General features: G+C 62.1%; 11 protein-coding genes. 7 read left to right on the top strand and 4 right to left on the bottom strand.

What is annotated here, in order from left to right; all coding sequences use genetic code 11:
• The first annotated feature begins 120 nt into the window (after positions 1-120).
• The 7 genes from prmA (at position 121) to BEN47_RS16760 (ending at position 9,560) form a co-directional block, all read left to right on the top strand.
• Positions 121-951, top strand: a complete 831-nt coding sequence (gene prmA, locus BEN47_RS16735; protein WP_070729900.1) for a 50S ribosomal protein L11 methyltransferase — start codon at positions 121-123, stop codon at positions 949-951.
• Between the two features lie 148 nt (positions 952-1,099).
• Entirely contained in the window at positions 1,100-3,592 is a 2,493-nt protein-coding gene (locus BEN47_RS16740) for a TonB-dependent receptor plug domain-containing protein (protein ID WP_070729902.1), read from the top strand.
• A gap of 308 nt (positions 3,593-3,900) precedes the next feature.
• On the top strand, positions 3,901-5,586 hold the full coding sequence (locus BEN47_RS16745) for a sodium/sugar symporter (protein WP_070729903.1): 1,686 nt from the start codon (positions 3,901-3,903) through the stop codon (positions 5,584-5,586).
• Positions 5,587-5,752: 166 nt separating this feature from the next.
• Positions 5,753-6,607, top strand: a complete 855-nt coding sequence (locus BEN47_RS16750) for a fumarylacetoacetate hydrolase family protein (RefSeq protein ID WP_070729905.1) — start codon at positions 5,753-5,755, stop codon at positions 6,605-6,607.
• A 295-nt stretch (positions 6,608-6,902) separates the two neighbouring features.
• A complete protein-coding gene (gene fbp, locus BEN47_RS16755; protein WP_070729907.1) occupies positions 6,903-7,910 on the top strand; it encodes a class 1 fructose-bisphosphatase in 1,008 nt (335 codons plus the stop codon).
• A gap of 59 nt (positions 7,911-7,969) precedes the next feature.
• Complete coding sequence (locus tag BEN47_RS21550) at positions 7,970-8,122, top strand: hypothetical protein (protein WP_158011059.1); 153 nt, start codon at positions 7,970-7,972, stop codon at positions 8,120-8,122.
• 229 nt (positions 8,123-8,351) lie between these two features.
• Positions 8,352-9,560 (top strand): porin, encoded by a 1,209-nt coding sequence (locus BEN47_RS16760; RefSeq protein ID WP_070729909.1) that lies wholly within the window; start codon positions 8,352-8,354, stop codon positions 9,558-9,560.
• Between the two features lie 180 nt (positions 9,561-9,740).
• Here BEN47_RS16760 and bglX read toward each other — a convergent pair whose 3' ends face one another.
• From bglX to BEN47_RS16780, 4 genes are all read right to left on the bottom strand, one after another.
• Positions 9,741-12,053, bottom strand: coding sequence for a beta-glucosidase BglX (bglX, locus tag BEN47_RS16765; protein ID WP_070729910.1), 2,313 nt, complete (start codon positions 12,051-12,053; stop codon positions 9,741-9,743).
• A 214-nt stretch (positions 12,054-12,267) separates the two neighbouring features.
• A complete protein-coding gene (locus tag BEN47_RS16770) occupies positions 12,268-13,638 on the bottom strand; it encodes a glucoamylase family protein (RefSeq protein ID WP_070729913.1) in 1,371 nt (456 codons plus the stop codon).
• A 137-nt stretch (positions 13,639-13,775) separates the two neighbouring features.
• Positions 13,776-15,329: a RagB/SusD family nutrient uptake outer membrane protein gene (locus BEN47_RS16775; RefSeq protein ID WP_083322512.1), complete on the bottom strand. Its 1,554-nt coding sequence runs from the start codon at positions 15,327-15,329 to the stop codon at positions 13,776-13,778.
• Between the two features lie 9 nt (positions 15,330-15,338).
• The gene (locus BEN47_RS16780; protein WP_083322513.1) at positions 15,339-18,644 is read right to left on the bottom strand and encodes a SusC/RagA family TonB-linked outer membrane protein; all 3,306 of its coding nucleotides are present in this window, start codon (positions 18,642-18,644) and stop codon (positions 15,339-15,341) included.
• Positions 18,645-18,734: the final 90 nt, after the last annotated feature.

Here is an 18,734-nt window from a genome sequence, read left to right on the forward strand (position 1 = left end):
GGGCGAGGGGCGAAAGCGCCGGTTTCCGGTCGGCTTTTGGAAACCTCGGGGGCGGCAGCGCAGCAAACTGCTTCTTTGGGGCGACTTTTGTGGACTTTTAACCATTGACCCCTGCGCCGCATGGATTTTATTGAACTGACCGTTGAAACCCCACGCGAGCTGTCCGACATTCTGGTGGCCGAACTGGCCGAAGTAGGCTTCGATACCTTTGAAGACAAGGACGCGGGCTTCTGCGCCTACACCACCGAAGACGTGTTCAACCCCGACGCGGTGGCCGAAATCATGAGCCGCTACGCGGGCATTGGCGAGTTGAACTACTCGCACCGCACCATTACCCGCCAGAACTGGAACGCCGAGTGGGAGAAGAACTTCCAGCCGCTCATCATCGCCGAGCGGGTGTCGGTGCGAGCTCCCTTCCACCCTGAGCCGGCCGGCGTCGACTACGACATCGTCATCATGCCGCGCATGTCCTTCGGCACGGGCCACCACGAAACCACGGCCCTGATGATAGAAAACCAGCTCGACGTGGACCACAAAGGCCTGCGCGTGCTGGACATGGGCACCGGCACCGGCATCCTGGCCATCATGGCCGAAATGCTGGGCGCCCGCCAAATCCTGGCCGTGGACACCGAGCCCTGGACCGTGGAAAACGCCCGCGACAACGCCGCCGAAAACCAGTGCCGCACCATTGAGTGCCGCCTGGGCGGAGTCGAAACCCTGGCCGGCGAAGCCCCCTTCGACCTCATCCTCGCCAACATCAACCGCAACGTGCTGCTCGAAGACATGCACGAATACGCCCGCCTGCTGCCTAGCGGCCACCCCATCCTGTTCAGCGGTTTCTACGAAGAAGACCTGGCCAAAATCCAGGCCGAAGCCGCCAAGCACGGCTTGCGCTACCAGCGCCACCGCACGCTGCGGAGCTGGGTATCGGCCCTATTTGAGAAGGAGTAGCCACCCGCCAACCCGTGAACAACGGAGCGGCCCGACGGCCGGCGGGGCAGTTGCCGGGCTGGGCGGCCTTCGTGCCGTCGCCATCTTTGTGCGGTAATCTCGCGGCGGGGTTCAATATCAATCCTGCTGTTATTGACAGAATGCAACCATGAATGTAATACGCGTGCGAAAAGGAGTGCTGGCGGTGGTGCTGGCCAGTGGAGTGGGGCTGATGGCTTTCCGGCCCGCCGAAGACAGCTTGCTGCAGCGCATAGCCCGCCAGCTGGGCGAATACTACGCCGCCGCCAAGGGCGAAAAAGTGTACCTGCACCTCGACCGCCCGATGTACGCCACCGGCGAAACCATCTGGTTCAGCGCCTACGTGGTGGATGCCTCGCAGCACCGCCTCGACTCCCTCAGTCAGGTACTGCACGTAGACCTGGTGTCGGCGGAGCGGCGCGTGGTGGCCCGCCGCACCCTGCGCCTGCAGGGTGGCCGGGCCAGCGGCGACCTCAGCATTGCCGACTCGCTGGCCGCTGGCGTTTACGAGCTGCGCGCCTATACCAACTGGATGCGCAACGCCGGTGACAGCTTTGTGTACAGCCGCCGCCTCAATATCTGGCTGGCCTCGCCGCTGGGCCCCCAGGAAGCCACCGCCGCCGCCGCGACTGCGGCCCCTGGTAAAGCCAAAGGCCCCGGTGCCAGCCAGACCAAGCCCGATGTGCAGTTTTTCCCCGAAGGAGGCTACCTGGTAGAAGGGCTGCCCGCCACAGTGGCCTGCAAAGCCACCGATGCCAGCGGCCGCGGCATTGCCGTGCGCGGTCAGATTGTGAATGCCCAGAACGCCGTGGTTGCCGCTTACACCACCCGCCACGCGGGCATGGGCCGCTTCAGCTTCGTGCCCGGCGCAGGCCAAAAATATCGCGCCCGCTTCACGCTGCCCGACGGCAGCACCGCCGAGTACCCGCTGCCGGCGGTGCAGGCCAGCGGCTACTCGCTGCACGTGGTAGAAAACGCCGAGAGCTTCGTGGTAGAAGCCCGCTACCGGGGCACGGCTGCCTCTGGCCCGGTGCAGCTGCTCACGCAGGTGCGCGGCGTGGTGGCCTACCCCGAGCCACGCACCCCCACCGCCGAAGCGCCGGCCGTGTGGCGCATGCCGAAGAAAAACTACCCCAACGGCATCGTGCACTTCACCTTGTTTGATGCGCAGGGCGCGCCGCGCTGCGAGCGGCTGGCCTTTTCCCAGAACGGCTCGGCCGACCTGCGCGTGACCGTGACGCCCGATCAGGCCAGCTATGGGCCGCACGCGCCCGTGCAGCTCAAAGTGCGCGTGACCGATGCGGCCGGCCAGCCGATAGCCGCCAACCTGTCGGTGGCGGTGAGCGACGCCGGCCTCAGTGCCCTGGCTCCCAACGCCGAGACCGTGGCCTCCAACCTGCTGCTCACTTCCGACCTGGTGGGGTATGTGGAGAACCCGGGCTACTATTTCCGCGAGCCGTCGGCGGCCACCAGCCAGGCCCTCGACGACCTGCTCCTGACCCAGGGCTGGCGCCGGTTTGTGTGGAAGGAAGTGCTAGCGGGTCAGGCCCCCGCCGTGCGGTTTGTGCCCGAGCAGGACATTTCCCTCACCGGCCAGGTAGTGAGCCAAAACGGCAACCAGCCCATTGCCAACAGCCAGCTCACCTTCCTGCAAGTGAAGCCCACGAAAACCGTGGCCACGGCCACCACCGACGCGCTGGGCCGCTTCACCTTCACCGGCTTTGCGGTGCAGGACACGGCCGTGATTACCCTGCAGGCGCGGCGGGCAAAGGGCGGCTCCAACGTCATCATTCTGCCCGATGGCGGCCCCGTGCCCGGCACCCAGCCGCTACCGCGGCTGCCCGCCCTGAGCGCGGCCCCGGCCGGCGTGGCTGCCTATGTGCGCCGCAGCCGGCAGGCCCAGGCCACCGACCTGGAGCTGCACCCCGAAAAAGCCCTGCGCACCATCAACCTGAGCAACGTGTCGGTGACGGTCCAGCGCGTAGCTGTGCCGCACGACGACCCCCGCCGCCTCTACGGGGCCACCGGCGGCACCGTCATCGACGTTGCCAACATGCCGCAGGCCCAATCGGGCCTGTCGGTGCTGCAGTTGCTGCAAGGCCGGGTGGCGGGCCTTACCATCACTGGCAACCCGCCCACGGCGTCTATTCGCGGGCAGGGCACGCCGCTGTTTATTGTCGATGGCAATCGGACCGATATTGATTTCGTCAACAGCCTGCCATCGGCCGATATTGAATCGGTGGAGGTTTTTAAGGGACCCGCAGCGGCTATTTTTGGCGGCTCGGGCGGGGCCATTGCCATCTATACCAAGCGGGCCGACCCGAACTACAAAGGCTCGGCCGCGCCGGCGCCCGGCATCGCCACCGTGCGGGTGCCCGGCTTTTACGCGGCGCGGGAGTTCTTCCAGCCGCGCTACAACGCCCTGCTCACCAACCCGCCCGCCGACCCGCGCACCAGCACCATCTACTGGAACCCCACCGTGCGCACCAACGCCCGCGGCGAGGCCGAGCTGTTCTTCTTCACCGCCGACGACGGCGGCACGTTCCAGGCCGTGGCCGAGGGCGTAAGCGTGGACGGCCGGCCCGCCCAGGGCACCGGCACCTTGGTCACGCGGGGCAAGTAGCCGGCCAGCGCCGGTGGCATAATGAGAATAAGAGCGTCTCGGCCGCAAGATTCCCAGCGCGCTGGGGAGCTGCTTGGGACGGCAAAGAACGTGTCAATTGGGCTCTGGCTAACAGATAAAAACGAACTGCCTCGGAGGGAAGCGGAGAGGGATACCGGAAACGCTTGCGGTAAGAATTCTAAGAAGAAACCAAAGTTTTCCTTTCAGAAGCGGTTTTTTTACCGGAACATTACTTTCTAGTAGCTTCGCCATCACCACGCTATTCCGCGCGTTGATGAGGTGCGGCAATATAATTCCCCTTCTGCTCAATGAATAAGCTCGACACGATTGATTACATCGTATTCTTCGTCTACTTCATCATCGTATCCGGCTACGGCATATGGATTTACCGCCGCAAAACGGGCCATGACGGCACCGTCGAGGGCGATTCTAAGGACTATTTCCTTGCCGAAGGCTCCCTGACGTGGTGGGCCATCGGCTCCTCGCTCATCGCTTCCAACATCTCGGCCGAGCAGTTTGTGGGCATGTCCGGCTCGGGATTCAAAATGGGCCTGGCCATTGCCACCTACGAATGGATGGCCGCCATCACGCTCATTGTGGTGGCCGTGTTTTTCATTCCGGTGTACCTGAAGAACCGCATTTTCACGATGCCGCAGTTCCTCAGCCAGCGCTATAATGGCACGGTGGCCATGATTATGGCCATTTTCTGGCTGGCCCTCTACATCGTGGTCAACCTGACCTCGATTCTCTACCTCGGCGCCATTGCCATCAGCAGCATCGCCGGCCTCAACCTGGAGTTCTGCCTCTACGCGCTGGCCGCGTTTGCGGTACTCATCACGCTGGGCGGCATGAAGGTGATTGGCTTCACCGACGTTATTCAGGTGTTTTTCCTGATTCTGGGCGGCCTGGCCACTACCTACCTGGCCCTGAACCTGGTGGCCGAGCACTACGGCCAGAGCGGCGTGATAAACGGCTTCAACCTGATGACGGCTCAGGCCGGCGACCATTTCCAGATGATTTTCAAAAAGGAAAATCCCAATTACATCGACCTGCCGGGCCTCACCGTGCTGCTGGGCGGCATGTGGATTGTGAACCTAAACTACTGGGGCTGCAACCAGTACATCACGCAGCGCGCCCTGGGGGCCGACCTGCCCACGGCCCGCGCCGGCATCCTCTTCGCTGCTTTCCTCAAGCTGCTGATGCCCGTGATTGTGGTGCTGCCCGGCATTGCGGCCTACGTGCTCTACAACGCCGACGTGTTCGGGCCGGCCGAGTTTGGCTCGGGTACCAACCTGAACCCTGACCGCGCTTATCCGGTGCTGCTCAACATTCTGCCCGTGGGCCTCAAGGGCCTGTCCTTCGCCGCCCTCACGGCCGCGGTGGTGGCCTCGCTGGCCGGCAAAGCCAACAGCATCGCCACCATTTTCACCCTCGACGTTTACAAGAAAGTCATCAACCCCAACGCCTCGGAAAAAACCCTGGTGAACGTGGGCAAAATTGCCGTGGTGGTGGCCATGATGATGGGCGTGCTCATCGCGCCACACCTGGGCATCGACAAAAAAGGCGGTTTCCAGTACATTCAGGAGTACACGGGCTTTGTGTCGCCGGGCATCTTCGCCATGTTCATCCTGGGCTTCTTCTGGAAAAAGACGACTTCTACGGCGGCGCTGTTTGCCACCATTGGCGGCTTCCTGCTGTCAGTGATGTTCAAGTTTCTGCCCCTCTACGCCGACCTCTCGTTTCTGTCGCCGCTGGGCTTTGCGGTTAAAAACGCGGAGGGCGTGTACGAAATTCCGTTCCTCGACCGGATGGGGTTTGTGTTCCTCATCAGCGTGGCCGCCATGGTCGTCATCAGCTTGTATGAAACCAACCGGGGCGTGAAAACCAACGGACTGGAGGTAGACCGCAGCATGTTCAAAACCACCCGGAGCTTTGCCATTGGCTCCATGGTCATCATGGTTATTCTCACCACGCTTTACACGGTGTATTGGTAGGCGGCTCTGCCTGCTGAAAACCACCAGAACGTCATGCTGAGCGGAGCCGAAGCATCTCCCGTGCAATAGTTAAACGCAATCAGTTGGATTAGTTACGGCACGCGAGATGCTTCGGCAAGCTCAGCATGACGTTCTTTTTTATTCTTTCTACGCCAGTCTCTTTGCCATGAAACTACTCCGCTACGGCCCGGCCGGCCACGAAAACCCCGGTATCCTGCAGGGTGACCAGCGCTACGATGTAGCTGCATTCGGCGAAGACTACACCGAGGCGTTTTTCGGGAGCAATGGCCTGCAGCGGCTGGCTGATTTTGTGGCCGCCAACGCGGGCAGCTTGCCCCTGGTGGACGCCGCCGAGCGCCTCGGCCCCCCAGTGACCCGGCCCTCCAAAATCATCTGCATTGGCCTGAACTACTCCGACCACGCCCACGAAATGGGCCTGACGCCGCCCACAGAGCCGGTGGTTTTCCTGAAGTCCACCACTGCGCTGGTGGGGCCTTTTGATGACATTGTTATTCCCAGAAACTCGGTGAAAACCGACTGGGAAGTGGAGCTGGCCGTGGTTATCGGCAAGCGCGCCTCCTACGTAGCCGAAGCCGAGGCCGCCAGCTACATTGCCGGCTACCTACTGCACAACGACGTGTCGGAACGCGAGTTTCAGCTGGAGCGCGGCGGTACCTGGACCAAGGGCAAGGGCTGCGACACCTTCGCGCCCATGGGCCCGTTTCTGGCCACGCCCGACGAAATGGGCGACGTGAACAACCTGCGCCTCTGGCTCACGGTGAACGGCGAAAAAATGCAGGATGGCAACACGGCTAACCTGATTTTTGACGTGCCGTTCATCATTTCCTACGTCAGCCAATTTATGACCCTGCTGCCCGGTGACGTTATCTCGACCGGCACGCCGGCCGGCGTTGGCTTGGGATTCAAGCCCCCGGTTTTCCTCCGGCCCGGCGACGTGGTGGAGCTGGGTATTGACAACCTGGGCAGCTCGCGCCAGGTGCTGAAGGCGTATTCTGGTTAGCGGCGCAAAGCCCACGGCCCGCGCCATCGCACTCTTTGCATCCATCTGCGGAAGCCAACGCCGGAGGCGGCTGCAGGGCCTGCACCTCGTATAAATTTGCCTGGGTCCCGTGGCAGAAAGACCCGATGGCCTTTGCCCGGGCCCCGACCCAGCTCACCAAGAGGGCCTACACGTTGACAATAGCAGAGGCAGGTCTCGTAAGTTCGCAGCGTGGGCGCTGCGAGTCCACACATTCCTTAGCCGAACAACCGCCCGTGCGCGGACTCGCAGCGTCCGCGCTACCCCAATCCCACCCATGTCCCAAACCACCGAAAACACCCTGGCCACGCCCGTCGGCATCACGCTGGAGCGCTACATCATGCGCAAGCAGTCCGAATTTGCCTTCGCCACCGGCGAACTATCGCAGCTGCTACGGGACATTGCCCTGGCCGGCAAAATCGTGAACCGCGAGGTAAACCGCGCGGGGCTTTCGCGTATTACGGGGGCTATGGGCGAGAAAAACGTGCAGGGCGAGCACCAGCAGAAACTCGACGTGGAGGCCAACATCCGCTTCGTTCGGGCTCTCACCAACGGGGGCGAGTGCTGCGCCGTGCTCTCGGAAGAGGACGAGGAAATCATCCAGACCGGCAACGTCAACGGCAAGTACGTGGTGGCCATCGACCCGCTCGACGGCTCCTCGAACATTGACGTGAACGTGAGCATCGGCACCATTTTCAGCATCTACCGCCGCGTGTCGCGCAATGGCGGGCCGGCTCGCCAGGAGGACTTTTTGCAGGGCGGCCGCGCCCAGATTGCGGCGGGCTACGTGCTCTACGGCTCCAGCACCATGCTGGTATACACCACGGGCCACGGCGTGGCGGGCTTCACCTACGAAAACTCGCTGGGCGAATTCTTTCTCTCGCACCCCGACATCAGGATTCCGCGCCAGGGGCCGGTGTTCAGCTGCAACGAAGGCAACTGGTTTGATTACCCGGAGTTCGTGCGCGCCTTCCTCACCACCTGCAAGGAGCGCCGCCTCACGGCCCGCTACGTGGGGTCTTTGGTGGCCGACTACCATCGCAACCTGTTCACGGGCGGCATTTATCTTTACCCGCCCACCGTGGACAAGCCCACCGGCAAGCTGCGCCTGCTCTACGAGTGCTACCCGCTGGCTTTCCTGATTGAGCAGGCCGGCGGCGTGGCCGTGACCGGAGCCGACCTGGTGCTCGATGTGCCCCCCACCGCCGACCTGCACCAGCGCGCCCCGCTCTTTGTGGGCTCTGCCGACTTGGTGGAGGAACTGCGCTGCAAAGCCACCAACTAGCGCCTTGGCCGTGCGCGTGAAGGCCCTTCTGCTTGCGGTGCTGGCCGCAATGCTCAGCCATGTGGCCAGGGGCCCAACCGCCGCCCGGCCCAAATGTGCTGGCGCAGCCCACGGCGAAGGACGCGTATTCTAATGTGTTGCCGGGGGTATTGCGGCGCTACAACTTGCCGGATTTGCAGCGGGCGCTGGGCGAAAAAATGGTGTTGGGCTAACGCACTCAGATGCTGCCGGGGAAGAGAGCTAATCCGGGCATTGAATGGAGGTCGGGGCCCGCGCTACTTTGGTGAGCAGCCCGCATTTTAGGCACAGCACAAAGCCGTTGGCAGATGCCGGCGGCTTCTTGTTGCAACCCGCTGAATCTTGTTTGGTAACATTCCCGTCATATGCCGGTCACGCACGGTTAACAAAAAAGGCGTCCCTTTGTGGTAGCATTACTATTTGATGAAGAAACTGTTAATTGCCCTTCTGTTTTTAGTGGCCGGGCCTGCTTATAGTCAAGCCGTTGACTCGGTAACACAAGCGCCATTTGCTGCTAAAAAGTGGTTCGAAACTTTTGCTATTCGGGGCTATGTGCAGGCGCGGTACAACCGGTTGCTCGAAACCAATTCCAAGCTGTCCTGTGAACAGTGCGACCGGTCGTGGGGAGATAAAGGCGGTATTTTCCTGCGGCGGGCGCGCCTTATTTTTTATGGGCAGCTGCACGAGCGGCTCTATTTTTATATTCAGCCCGACTTTGCGAGCAGCGTCAGCGGCAGCACCTCGCTGAATTTCGGCCAGCTGCGCGATGCCTACTTTGATGTAAGCCTCGACAAAGCTGGCCAGTACCGCATCCGCCTGGGCCAGAGCAAAATACCCTACGGCTTCGAAAACATGCAGTCGAGCCAGAACCGCCTGCCATTGGACCGCAGCGATGCCCTGAACAGCGCCCTGTCCAACGAGCGGGATTTGGGCGCGTTTTTGTATTGGGCCCCCACTGCCGTGCGCCAGCGCTTTTCGCGGTTGGTGAAAGATGGCCTAAAGGGCTCGGGCGATTACGGCATGGTAGGGGTGGGCGCGTTCAACGGCCAGACCGCAAACCGGCCCGAACTCAACAACCAGCGGCACATAGTAGGCCGCTTTACCTACCCACTGGTGGTGGGCCGGCAAATCATCGAGCCTGGCCTGCAGGCCTACACCGGCGACTACGTGGTGGCTAAAGAACAGCTCTCAGCGGGCGTGAAGTCTCGCAAAGACCTGAGCTACCCCGACCAGCGCGTGGCGGCCTCCTTCATCCTGTATCCGCAGCCGTTTGGTGTGCAGGCCGAATACAACGTGGGCCGCGGCCCGGAGTTCAACCCGCGGACCGACAGCATTGAAACCCAAGGGCTGCACGGCGGCTACGTGCTGCTCAGCTACCGCCTGCGGTACAAGCAGCAGCAGTTTTACCCGTTTCTGCGGGTCCAGTACTACGACGGCGGCAAAAAGCACGAGCGGGACGCCCGCAGCTACACCGTGCGCGAAGCCGAGCTGGGCCTGGAATGGCAACCCTTCAGCAGCTTCGAGCTGGTGGCCATGTACACCCTGTCGTCGCGTCGCTTCGAGGATTTTCAGTTGTCGGACAACAAGCAGCGCGGCGGCCTGCTACGGCTGCAGGCACAGATTAATTTTTAAGCAGGCGTGCAATAGCAACTGTAGCTAAAAGGCGTCATGCTGAGCTTGTCGAAGCATCTCTACCGCAGTAGTAAATCTGATTAGTACTGCGGTAGAGATGCTTCGGCTGCGCTCAGCATGACGTGCTGAATGCAATGCAGTTATTGCTGTACAACAGCCAGTTGACTAACCCCGGGAAACCTACTGCGCGGCCAGCTTGAAGCTGGCCTCCTGCACGTCGCGGGAGTTGCCGCCCACAAACACCTTGAAATCGCCGGGCTCGGCCGCCCATTTCAGGTCATTGTTGTAGAATTTCAGGTCGTTGGGCGCGAGGCGGAAGGTGAGGGTTTTGCTTTCTCCCTTCTTCAGCATCACTTTCTGGAAACCCTTGAGCTCCTTCACCGGGCGGCTGCTGGAGCCCACCAGGTCGCGGATATAGAGCTGGGCCACTTCCTCGCCGTCGTAGGCGCCGGTGTTCTGCACGGTCACCTTCACTTCCAGAGTTTCGGTGGGCGAGATGGCGGTTTTGCTGAGCGTGGGCTTGCCGTAGGTGAAGGTGGTGTAGCTCAGGCCGTAGCCGAAGGGGTAAAGCGGCTCGTTGCTCACGTCGAGGTAGCGCGACTTGTACTTGTCGAGCTTGTCGGTGCCAGCGTAGGGGCGACCGGTGTTTTTGTGGTTGTAGTAAAGCGGTACCTGGCCCACCACCTGCGGGAAGGTAGCCGTGATTTTACCGGATGGGTTGTAGGCGCCAAACAGCACGTCGGCAATGGCGTGGCCGGCCTGCGTGCCCGCAAACCAGGTTTCAAGGATGGCGTCGGCGTTCTGGTTTTCCCAGGCCAGCGTGAGGGGGCGGCCGTTCATGAGCACGAGTACCAGCGGCTTGCCGGTTTTCTTCAGGGCCTTGAGCAGCTCCAGCTGCTGGCCGGGCAGGCCGATGTCGGCGCGGCTGGCGGCTTCGCCGGTCATGCCCTGGCTTTCGCCCACCACGGCCACCACCACGTCGGCGCTTTGGGCTACCTGCACGGCTTCTTTAATCATGTCTTTGGAGCTGCGTTTGTCCAGCTCCAGCTCGCCTCCGTGGGCGTTGAGGCGCTCCAGCATCTGGGCGTCGTCGGCAATATTGGCACCTTTGGCGTAGGTGATTTTCAGGCCGGGGGCGGCGGCGCGCAGGCCCTGCTCCACCGACACAGCCTGTTTCCAGTCGCCGGCGCCGCTCCAGCTGCCGATGACGTCCTTCTGGCGGTTGGCCAGCGGGCCGATGAGGGCAATGCTACCGGTTTTTTTCAGGGGCAGGGCGCTGCGCTCGTTTTTCAGCAGCACCAGGCTTTTGCGGGCAATGTCGCGGGCGGCGGCCAGGAACTCGGGCTTCATGAGCGTGGCGGTGGCGCGCTCCTGGCTCACGTTGCGGTAGGGATTCTGGAACAGGCCCAGCCGGTACTTGGCTTCCAGAATGCGGCGGCAGGCGGCATCAAGCTGTGCCTTGGACACGGCACCGGACTGGACGTTCTGGGCCACGTTTTTCAGGAAAATCTCGCCCACCATGTCCTGGTCCACGCCCGCGTTCAGCGCCAGGGCCGACACCTGGGCCGCGTTGCCCACGCCGTGCTCCATCATTTCGTTGATGGCCGTGTAGTCCGTCACCACAAAGCCGCCGAAGCCCCATTGCTTGCGCAGCAGGTCGGTCATGAGCCACTTGTTGCCGGTGGCGGGCACGCCGTTGATGTCGTTGAAGGACGTCATCACCGAGCCCACGCCGGCGTCGATGGCGGCTCGGTAGGGCGGCATGTACTCGTTGTACATGCGCTGGCGGCTCATGTCGGTGGTGTTGTAGTCGCGGCCGGCTTCGGCGGCGCCGTAGAGGGCAAAGTGCTTGAGGCAGGCCATCACCGAGGCTTCTTTGGTGAGGTCGTTGGCCGGGCCCTGGTAGCCGCGCACCATGGCCCGGGCGATGCTGGAGCCTAAGTAGGGGTCTTCGCCGGCGCCTTCGGCCACGCGGCCCCAGCGGGCGTCGCGGGAAATGTCGACCATGGGCGAAAACACCCAGTTAAGGCCGTCCGCCGTCGATTCTTCGGCGGCAATGCGGGCGCTTTGCTCCACGGCGGCCATGTCCCAGCTGGCGGCCAAGCCCAGCGGAATGGGAAATATGGTGCGGTGCCCGTGAATGACATCGTACCCAAACATGAGCGGAATGTGCAGCCGCGACTCCTTCAGGGCCATTTCCTGCAGCTTGCGGACGGCAATGGGCGTGAAGGTGTTGAACACGCCGCCCACCAGGCCCTTGCGGATGTTGGCGTCCACGTCCTTGCTCACCACCGGCCCGGTCACGTCAAACCCCACCGACACGAGGTTGAGTTGCCCAATTTTTTCATCCTGCGTCATTTTGCCCATCAGCTCGTCGATAAAGGCCTTCATCTTCTGGTCAGACGCGGAAGCCAGAGCTGTCTTTTTCTGAGCCTGAGCGGCGGGGGCGCAGGCCAGCGAGAGGGCCAGCGCGGCGAGGGGAATGTATTTCATGGGAAGAAACAAGGGTAAGCGAGTAGTCGGAAAGAAACGAACAAGCCAAGCAGAAAAAAACGAACAGGCTAATAAGAACGTCATGCTGAGCTTGCCGAAGCATCTCTACCGCGTAACTAATTAGTTAGTGTTGCGGTAGAGATGCTTCGGCTGCGCTCAGCATGACGTTCTTGTGAACGAGGTAGAGATGCTTCGGCAAGCTCAGCATGACGTTCTATTTAGCAACCGGTTTAATCATTGGGCTTTCAAATCCCAGCTTGGTGAGGCCGCGCTGCACGTCGGGCGAGCTCATGAACAGCTTCCACAATAGCCCCGTCCGGTGGTTTTCTATCATGCCCACGATGGGGCCCTGGTCGATGGCGAGGTAGGACTTGGCGTACCAGTTGTGCTGCTCGCTGAAGCCGTCCACGAACCCGTACTCGCCCCAGATTTTGTCGCCGAGGTCATAATAAAAGTGCTTAAGGGCGCGCATTGAGTGTTCCGGCGTGTAGGGAAAGGCCGAGAGCGCGGCGGTGGGGGAAATCACGCCCAGGTCTTCCTTGGGGTTGTGGGCGGCGTAGCCCTTGTAACTGTCGGAGGCGGTGAGGCCCCAGGTGTTGGGGCCGTAGCCCTTGTATTTCTTGGGGTTGTCCACGCAGTAGGCGTAGTTGATGAGCGTATGGTTCTGGTTTTGCTGCCAGTAGTCGGCGTACTGGTCCTTGAGCCCGTGCGGGTTGATGCCCAGAAAGGAATAGTGCGTGAAGAACAGCGGCCCGCCCAGGTCCGGCCCCAGCGGCAGCTTGACGCCGTAGTATTCCTTGCCGTTCTTGAACTCCGGCCCCACGGCCCAGCCCTGGTCATACACCGGCTTATCGATGGCGTATTTGGGCGAGGCCGCGGCCAGCACGTAGGTTATCAGGCACTCGTTCCAACCGTGAATCTGGTGGTTCATGCTCCAGCCGTTGTTGGGGCTCCAGTGCCAGTACAGCACGTTTTGGCCGCCCTGGGTTTGCCAGTTCCACTCCACGTTCTCCCACATCCAGCCAATGTGGTTGCGCACGTCACGCTCCAGCGGCGTGTCGGCGGTGAAGTACTGGCGGGCGCAAATCAAGCCTTCCATCAGGAAAGAGGTTTCCACGACGTCGCCGCCATCGTCCTTCGCCCCGAAGCGGATGACCTTGCCCGTGGCCCCGTCCAACCAGTGCGGAAACACGCCGTGGAACTGGTCGGCCTTCTCCAGAAACCGCACGATTTTGTAGATGCGCGTGGCCGCTTGCTCGCGGGTAATCCACTTGCGGTCGGCAGCCACGATAATGGCCATGATGCCGAAGCCGGTGCCGCCGGTGGTCACCACCTCGTTGCCGTAGTCGTAGGCCACGTTGCTGCGCTCGCGCGCCATGCCCGACACCGGGTGCCCAAAGTCCCAGAAGTACCGAAACGTCTGGCGCTGCACCAGGTCCAGCAACTGGTCGTCGGTGAGGTTGCGCGGGCGCTTGGTGGGGTCGAAGGCCACGGTTTTGGCCGGGGCTTTCTTGGGCGCGGGCTTCTGTTGGGCCAGGAGCAAGCCGGGGAGCAGCAGGAAGAGGAGAAGAAGTCTGGCGGTCATAGGTTGATATAATTTGACCGTCATGCCGAGCGCAGCCGAGGCATCTCGCGTGCTTCGTTGCACCAATTGAATTGCTGTTGCACGCGAGATGCCTCGGCTGCGCTCGGCATGACGGTCTGGAGTAAAAGCCTGAAGGGCTAGTACCCCGGGTTCTGCATCAAACGCCCGCCGCTCAAGTCAATCTGGGGCTGCGGAATGGGAAACAGCTCGTTCTTGCCTTTCACAAACGTTTTGCCCTGGGCCGCAAAAATGGGTACGATGCGGCCCGGCGTCACGCTTTCCTGGCGCACCAGGTCGAAGAAACGGTCGTGCTCCAGGGCCAGCTCTACCCGGCGCTCGGCCCAGATGTTGGCCAGCGTGGCGGGTTTCGCGCCCAGACCGGCGCGGGTGCGAACGGCCAGCAGGTCGGCGGCGGCGGTGGCGGCGTTGCCGGTTTGCAGGGCGGCTTCGGCCCGAATGAGCAGGATTTCGGCGTAGCGCAGGATGCGGATGTTTTTGGGCAGGTAGTCGTTGTTGCCGCAGTTGGCTTCCCGGGTGCGGCTGTGGTAGGCCTTGTAGCTGTAGCGCGAGTTCTCCACCGAGTCCTGGCTTGGGATGCGGAAGCCGTCCCAGAGCACCGTGCCCGTGGAGCGCTGCCCGGCCGGGGCCGTGGGCTGAATGAAGATGATGGTGCCGGCCCGGCGCACGTCGCCGGCCTCATAGGCGTTGGCCAGCTGCAGGGTGGGGGTATTGAAGCCGAAGCCCAAGTCGGACCAGCCGCGCTTGCCGCCGGCGCGGGGGCCCTGGCTCACGACATAGAGGTTCACGGCCGCGTTGTTGCAGGCCGCGTTTACTCCGGTTTGTATCTCAAAAATGGACTCCGAGCTGTTGGCGCCCGGCGTGCGCCAGATGTCGGCGTAGGTGGGGTACAGGGCGTAGGCGCCCGACTTGCCGGTCACGATTTCGTTACTGAGCGCAAATGCCTGCTGGTAGTTTTTCTGGTAGAGGTACACCTTGGCCAGCATGCCCTGGGCGGCCGCCTTGTTGGCGCGGCCGGTCTGGGTTTGGGGGTCACCCTTCTGCGGCAGGTTGTCCACGGCAAACCGCAGGTCTTCGATGATGAAAGCGTAGATATCGGCGGCGGAGGCCCGGGTCTGGAACTCGGCGCTGTTGATTTCCGACGCCTGCGGCACCCGGTCGAGCTTGGGCACGCCGCCAAACAGGCGCACCAGGTTGAAGTAGAAGTAGCCGCGCAGAAAGCGTACTTCGCCCAGCAGGCGGTTCTTTTCCGCATCGGCCGAAGCGCTGAGTGCGATTTTGTCGAGGGCCTGGTTGGCGCGGGAAATGCCCTGATAGTAGCCATTCCACACGTTGTTGACGTTGCTGTTCGACGAGTTCACCGTGAAGTTGTCCACCTGCAGGGCATCGCCGTAATCGTTCGGCGAGCTGCCCTTGTCCGAGTCGTCGGAGGCAATGTCGGTGAGGATGACGAACTGCAGGCCGTGGGTGTCGGGGCCGAAGCCGCCCAGGTACATGCTGTTGTACACGCCATCGACCAGCTTCTGGGCGGTGGCGGGGTCAATGGTTTCGCTGCTGAGCTGGCCCTGCGGGGCCACGTCCAGAAAGTCTTTGCAGCCGCTGACCATGGCCAGCGACAAAGCCAGCGCGGCCGTGCCGGCGCGGCGGGAAATGGCGGAGATATTAGGGTTCATCGGCGTAGGTTATTTGAAGGTGACGTTCAGCCCCACGGTCACGGTGCGGCTGGTGGGATAGGTATTGAGTTCGATGCCCGAATCGAGCGGGCCGCCGGCCAGCTCCGGCGTGAAGCCCGTGTAATCGGTGACCGTAAATACGTTCTGGGCGGCCGCAAACACGCGCACCGAACCCAGGCGGGCCCGCTCCAGCACCACGCCCGGCAGGGTGTAGCCCAGCACCACGTTGGTGAGGCGCAGGTACGAGCCCGATTCCAGGAAGTAGGTCGAGTTCGGCATGCCTTCCTTCAGGCTGCTGGGGGTGGTATTGGAGGGGTTGCCGGCCCGGAACCGGTCGTTGGCGAAGCTGGCTTCCACGTTGTTGAGCACGTTGGTGCGGGCCTGCTTTTTGGCATTGTACACTTTGTTGTTGAGGTTGCCCGAGAAGACGAACGAAAAGTCCACGTTGCGGAAGTTCAGCCCGCCGTTGATGCCGTAGTACACCGGCGGCTGGTACGAGCCGTAGAAGCGGCGGTCGAGCAGCGTGATGCGGCCGTCGCCGTCGGTGTCCTCGTACTTCAGGTCGCCTATCTGGGGGTTGAAGTCGGACTTGGGCGAGGCCGCAATTTCGTCGGCGCTCTGGTACACGCCAATGGCGTTGAGCAGGAAGAAGCTGCCGGCGGCCACGCCGTTGTCGGACTTGGTCACGCCGTTGAAACCCCCAAACAGGGCCTGGCCGCCGTTGAGGTTGGCAATGCGGTTGCGGTTGAAGGTCACGTTGGCGCCGAGGTTGTAGCTCCAGTCGCCGCCGCCAATGTTCTGGCGCCAGTTCAGGGCCGCTTCTACGCCGCGGTTGGTGATGTCGGCGGCGTTGGTGATGTACTGGTTTTCAGGGTCGCCAAAAATGGCCGGGATGTTCACCGGAATCAGGGCGTCGGTGGTCGTTTTGTCGTAGTAGGTCACCTCGCCGGTCAGGCGGTTATCCAGAAAGCCGAATTCCACGGCCGCGTCGTACTCCGTGGTGGTTTCCCAGCGCACGTTGCGGTCCTTAATCTGGGTGATGGCGCTGCCCTGCGTGGGCACGGGGGGCGGGCCACCGGGCTGGCCGCCAAACACGTACGGAATGTTGGCGTCAGTCGTCAGGATGTAGGAGTCGGGCGGAATCTGGTCGTTGCCGAGCTGGCCGAAGCTGGCGCGCAGCTTCAGAAAGCTTAGCTTGGAGTTGTCCTTCAGGAAGTTTTCTTCCGACACCACCCAGCCCACGCCCAGCGAAGGGAAAAAGCCGAACCGCTCGTCCCGGTTGAACTTTGACGTGCCGTCGTAGCGCAGGTTGGTGGTGAGCAGGTAGCGGTTGTTGTAGGCGTAGTTGATGCGGCCCAGCAGCGAGAGGCGGCGGTCTTTGGCGGCGCTGGCGTCGTTCACGGCCGTGGTGGGGTCGCCGGTGTTCAGGTACCACAGGTCGGGATTGGCGGGCACGTTGTTGCGCGCGCCCGAAAACTGGTTGCGCAGGCCTTCTTCCACCACGGTACCAGCCAGCAGCGTCAGGTTGTGCTTTTCGTTATAAGTGCGCTGGTAGGTAGCGGTGTTTTCCCAGAGGTAACGGTTGCCGTTCACTTGGCTCACGCCCAGGGTGCTGAAAAGCCTGCGCTGGCTGCCCCCCACGGTAAGGAACGTGTTGGCGTCGTCGAAGTACTGGTAGTCGTATATGCGGCGGTTGTCGGAATTGAGGTCCACGTTGATGGCCGAGCGCAGGGTGAGACCTTCCACGGGACGTATATCGATGCCAATGTTGCCCTGCAGGCGGTTTTCCAACGACTTGTTGTCGTTCTTCTCAATGTCGAGTACCGGGTTGCCCACGTTGCCCAGGGCCGAAGTGTTGCCGTACAGCCCGTCTTGCTTGGCCGGAATAATCGGGGCCGCGCGGTAGGCGTTGTTGTAGGCCGTGCCGATGTTCACGTCGCGGGTTTCAGCGTGGCTGAACGAGGCCTGCGAGCTGATGGTGACCTTTTCCGAAAGGGTGAACGAGGTGTTGGAGCGCACCGTCAGGCGCTGAAACTTGTTTTCGATGACCGTGCCGTCGTCCTGCAGCAGGTTGCCCGAGAAGTAGTAGCGCACGTTGTCCGTAGCACCCGACACGGCCAAGTTGTGGTTCTGGAAAGTGCCGCGCTTCAGAATGGCATCGTAAAAATCGGTCGAGGTCGTAGACGCCGGCAATACTGAGTTCGGGGAAATGTCCTTGATGTAGCTCGTGTACTGCCCGGCGTTGGCCATCTCTACCAGGTTGGCGGCTTGCTTGAAGCCCACCGTGCCGCTGTAGTTCAGCACCGGCTTGCCAAGCGCGCCCTTTTTGGTGGTCACGATGATGACGCCGTTGGCGCCGCGCACGCCGTAAATGGCAGCGGCCGAAGCGTCCTTCAGCACGTCAATTGAGGCAATATCCGCGTTGCTCAGGTTGCGGATGTCGGTGGTTTGCACGCCGTCCACCACGTACAGCGGTTCGGCGCCGCCGAGCAGCGTGCCCGTGCCCCGGATGCGCACCTTGGGCTGCGAGTTCGGGGTGCCGTCGCTGATAATCTGCACGCCGGCCACCTTGCCCTGCAGGGCCTGGGTGGGGGTTTGCACGGGCTGGTTCACAATCTCGGCACCGTCGACGCGGGCCACGGCGCCGGTCAGGTCCTGCCGGCGCTGGGTGCCGTAGCCCACCACCACCACTTCGCTCAGGGCTTTGGCATCGGGTGCCAGCGCCACGTTGAGAGTGGTTTGGGTGCCCACCACCACTTCCTGCGACGAGTAGCCCACAAACGAGAACACCAAAGTAGAATTCTCGGGGACCGAAAGCGTAAACTTGCCGTCCATGTCCGTCTGCGTGCCCGCCGAGCCGCCTTTGATAACGACGTTGACGCCGGGCAGACCCTCGCCTTTTTCGTCTACCACGCGTCCCGTCACGGTGGCGTCGGCCGGGGCAGCCAGGGCCGTGGCCGGACGCAGAATAATACCCTCGTTCACCAGCTTGTAGCTGATTTGCAGCGGCTCAAGCAGTTGGTTCAGCAGCACGGCCAGCGGTTGGCCCACGGCGTTCACCGATACCCGGCGGCCGGCTCCGATGAGCTGGCGGCTGTATTGAAACCGTACGTTGGTCTGCGCCTCAATCTTGCTCAGTACCGATGCCATCCGCTCCTCGCGCACTTGCAGCGTAACCGGCTGGTTCAGCACAGGCTGGGCGGCCGAAGCGTGGGCGGTACCAATGCTGCACAGCAAGCACAGCAGCAGCCCGGGTAATAATGCCAGGCCCCGAAGGCGCAGCAAAATTGGTGGAAAGTGTAGTCGAGTGGTCATAAAAGAAAAGGGAGTTTGGTGGGAATTACTGACAGCCCCGAGGGGCCAAAAATCCGAAGAGTCCGTTGCCAAAGGCGAAGACGTTTTCGG

Origin of the sequence: Hymenobacter lapidarius, from assembly GCF_001816145.1 — a bacterium.
GTDB classification, from domain to species: Bacteria; Bacteroidota; Bacteroidia; order Cytophagales; family Hymenobacteraceae; genus Hymenobacter; species Hymenobacter lapidarius.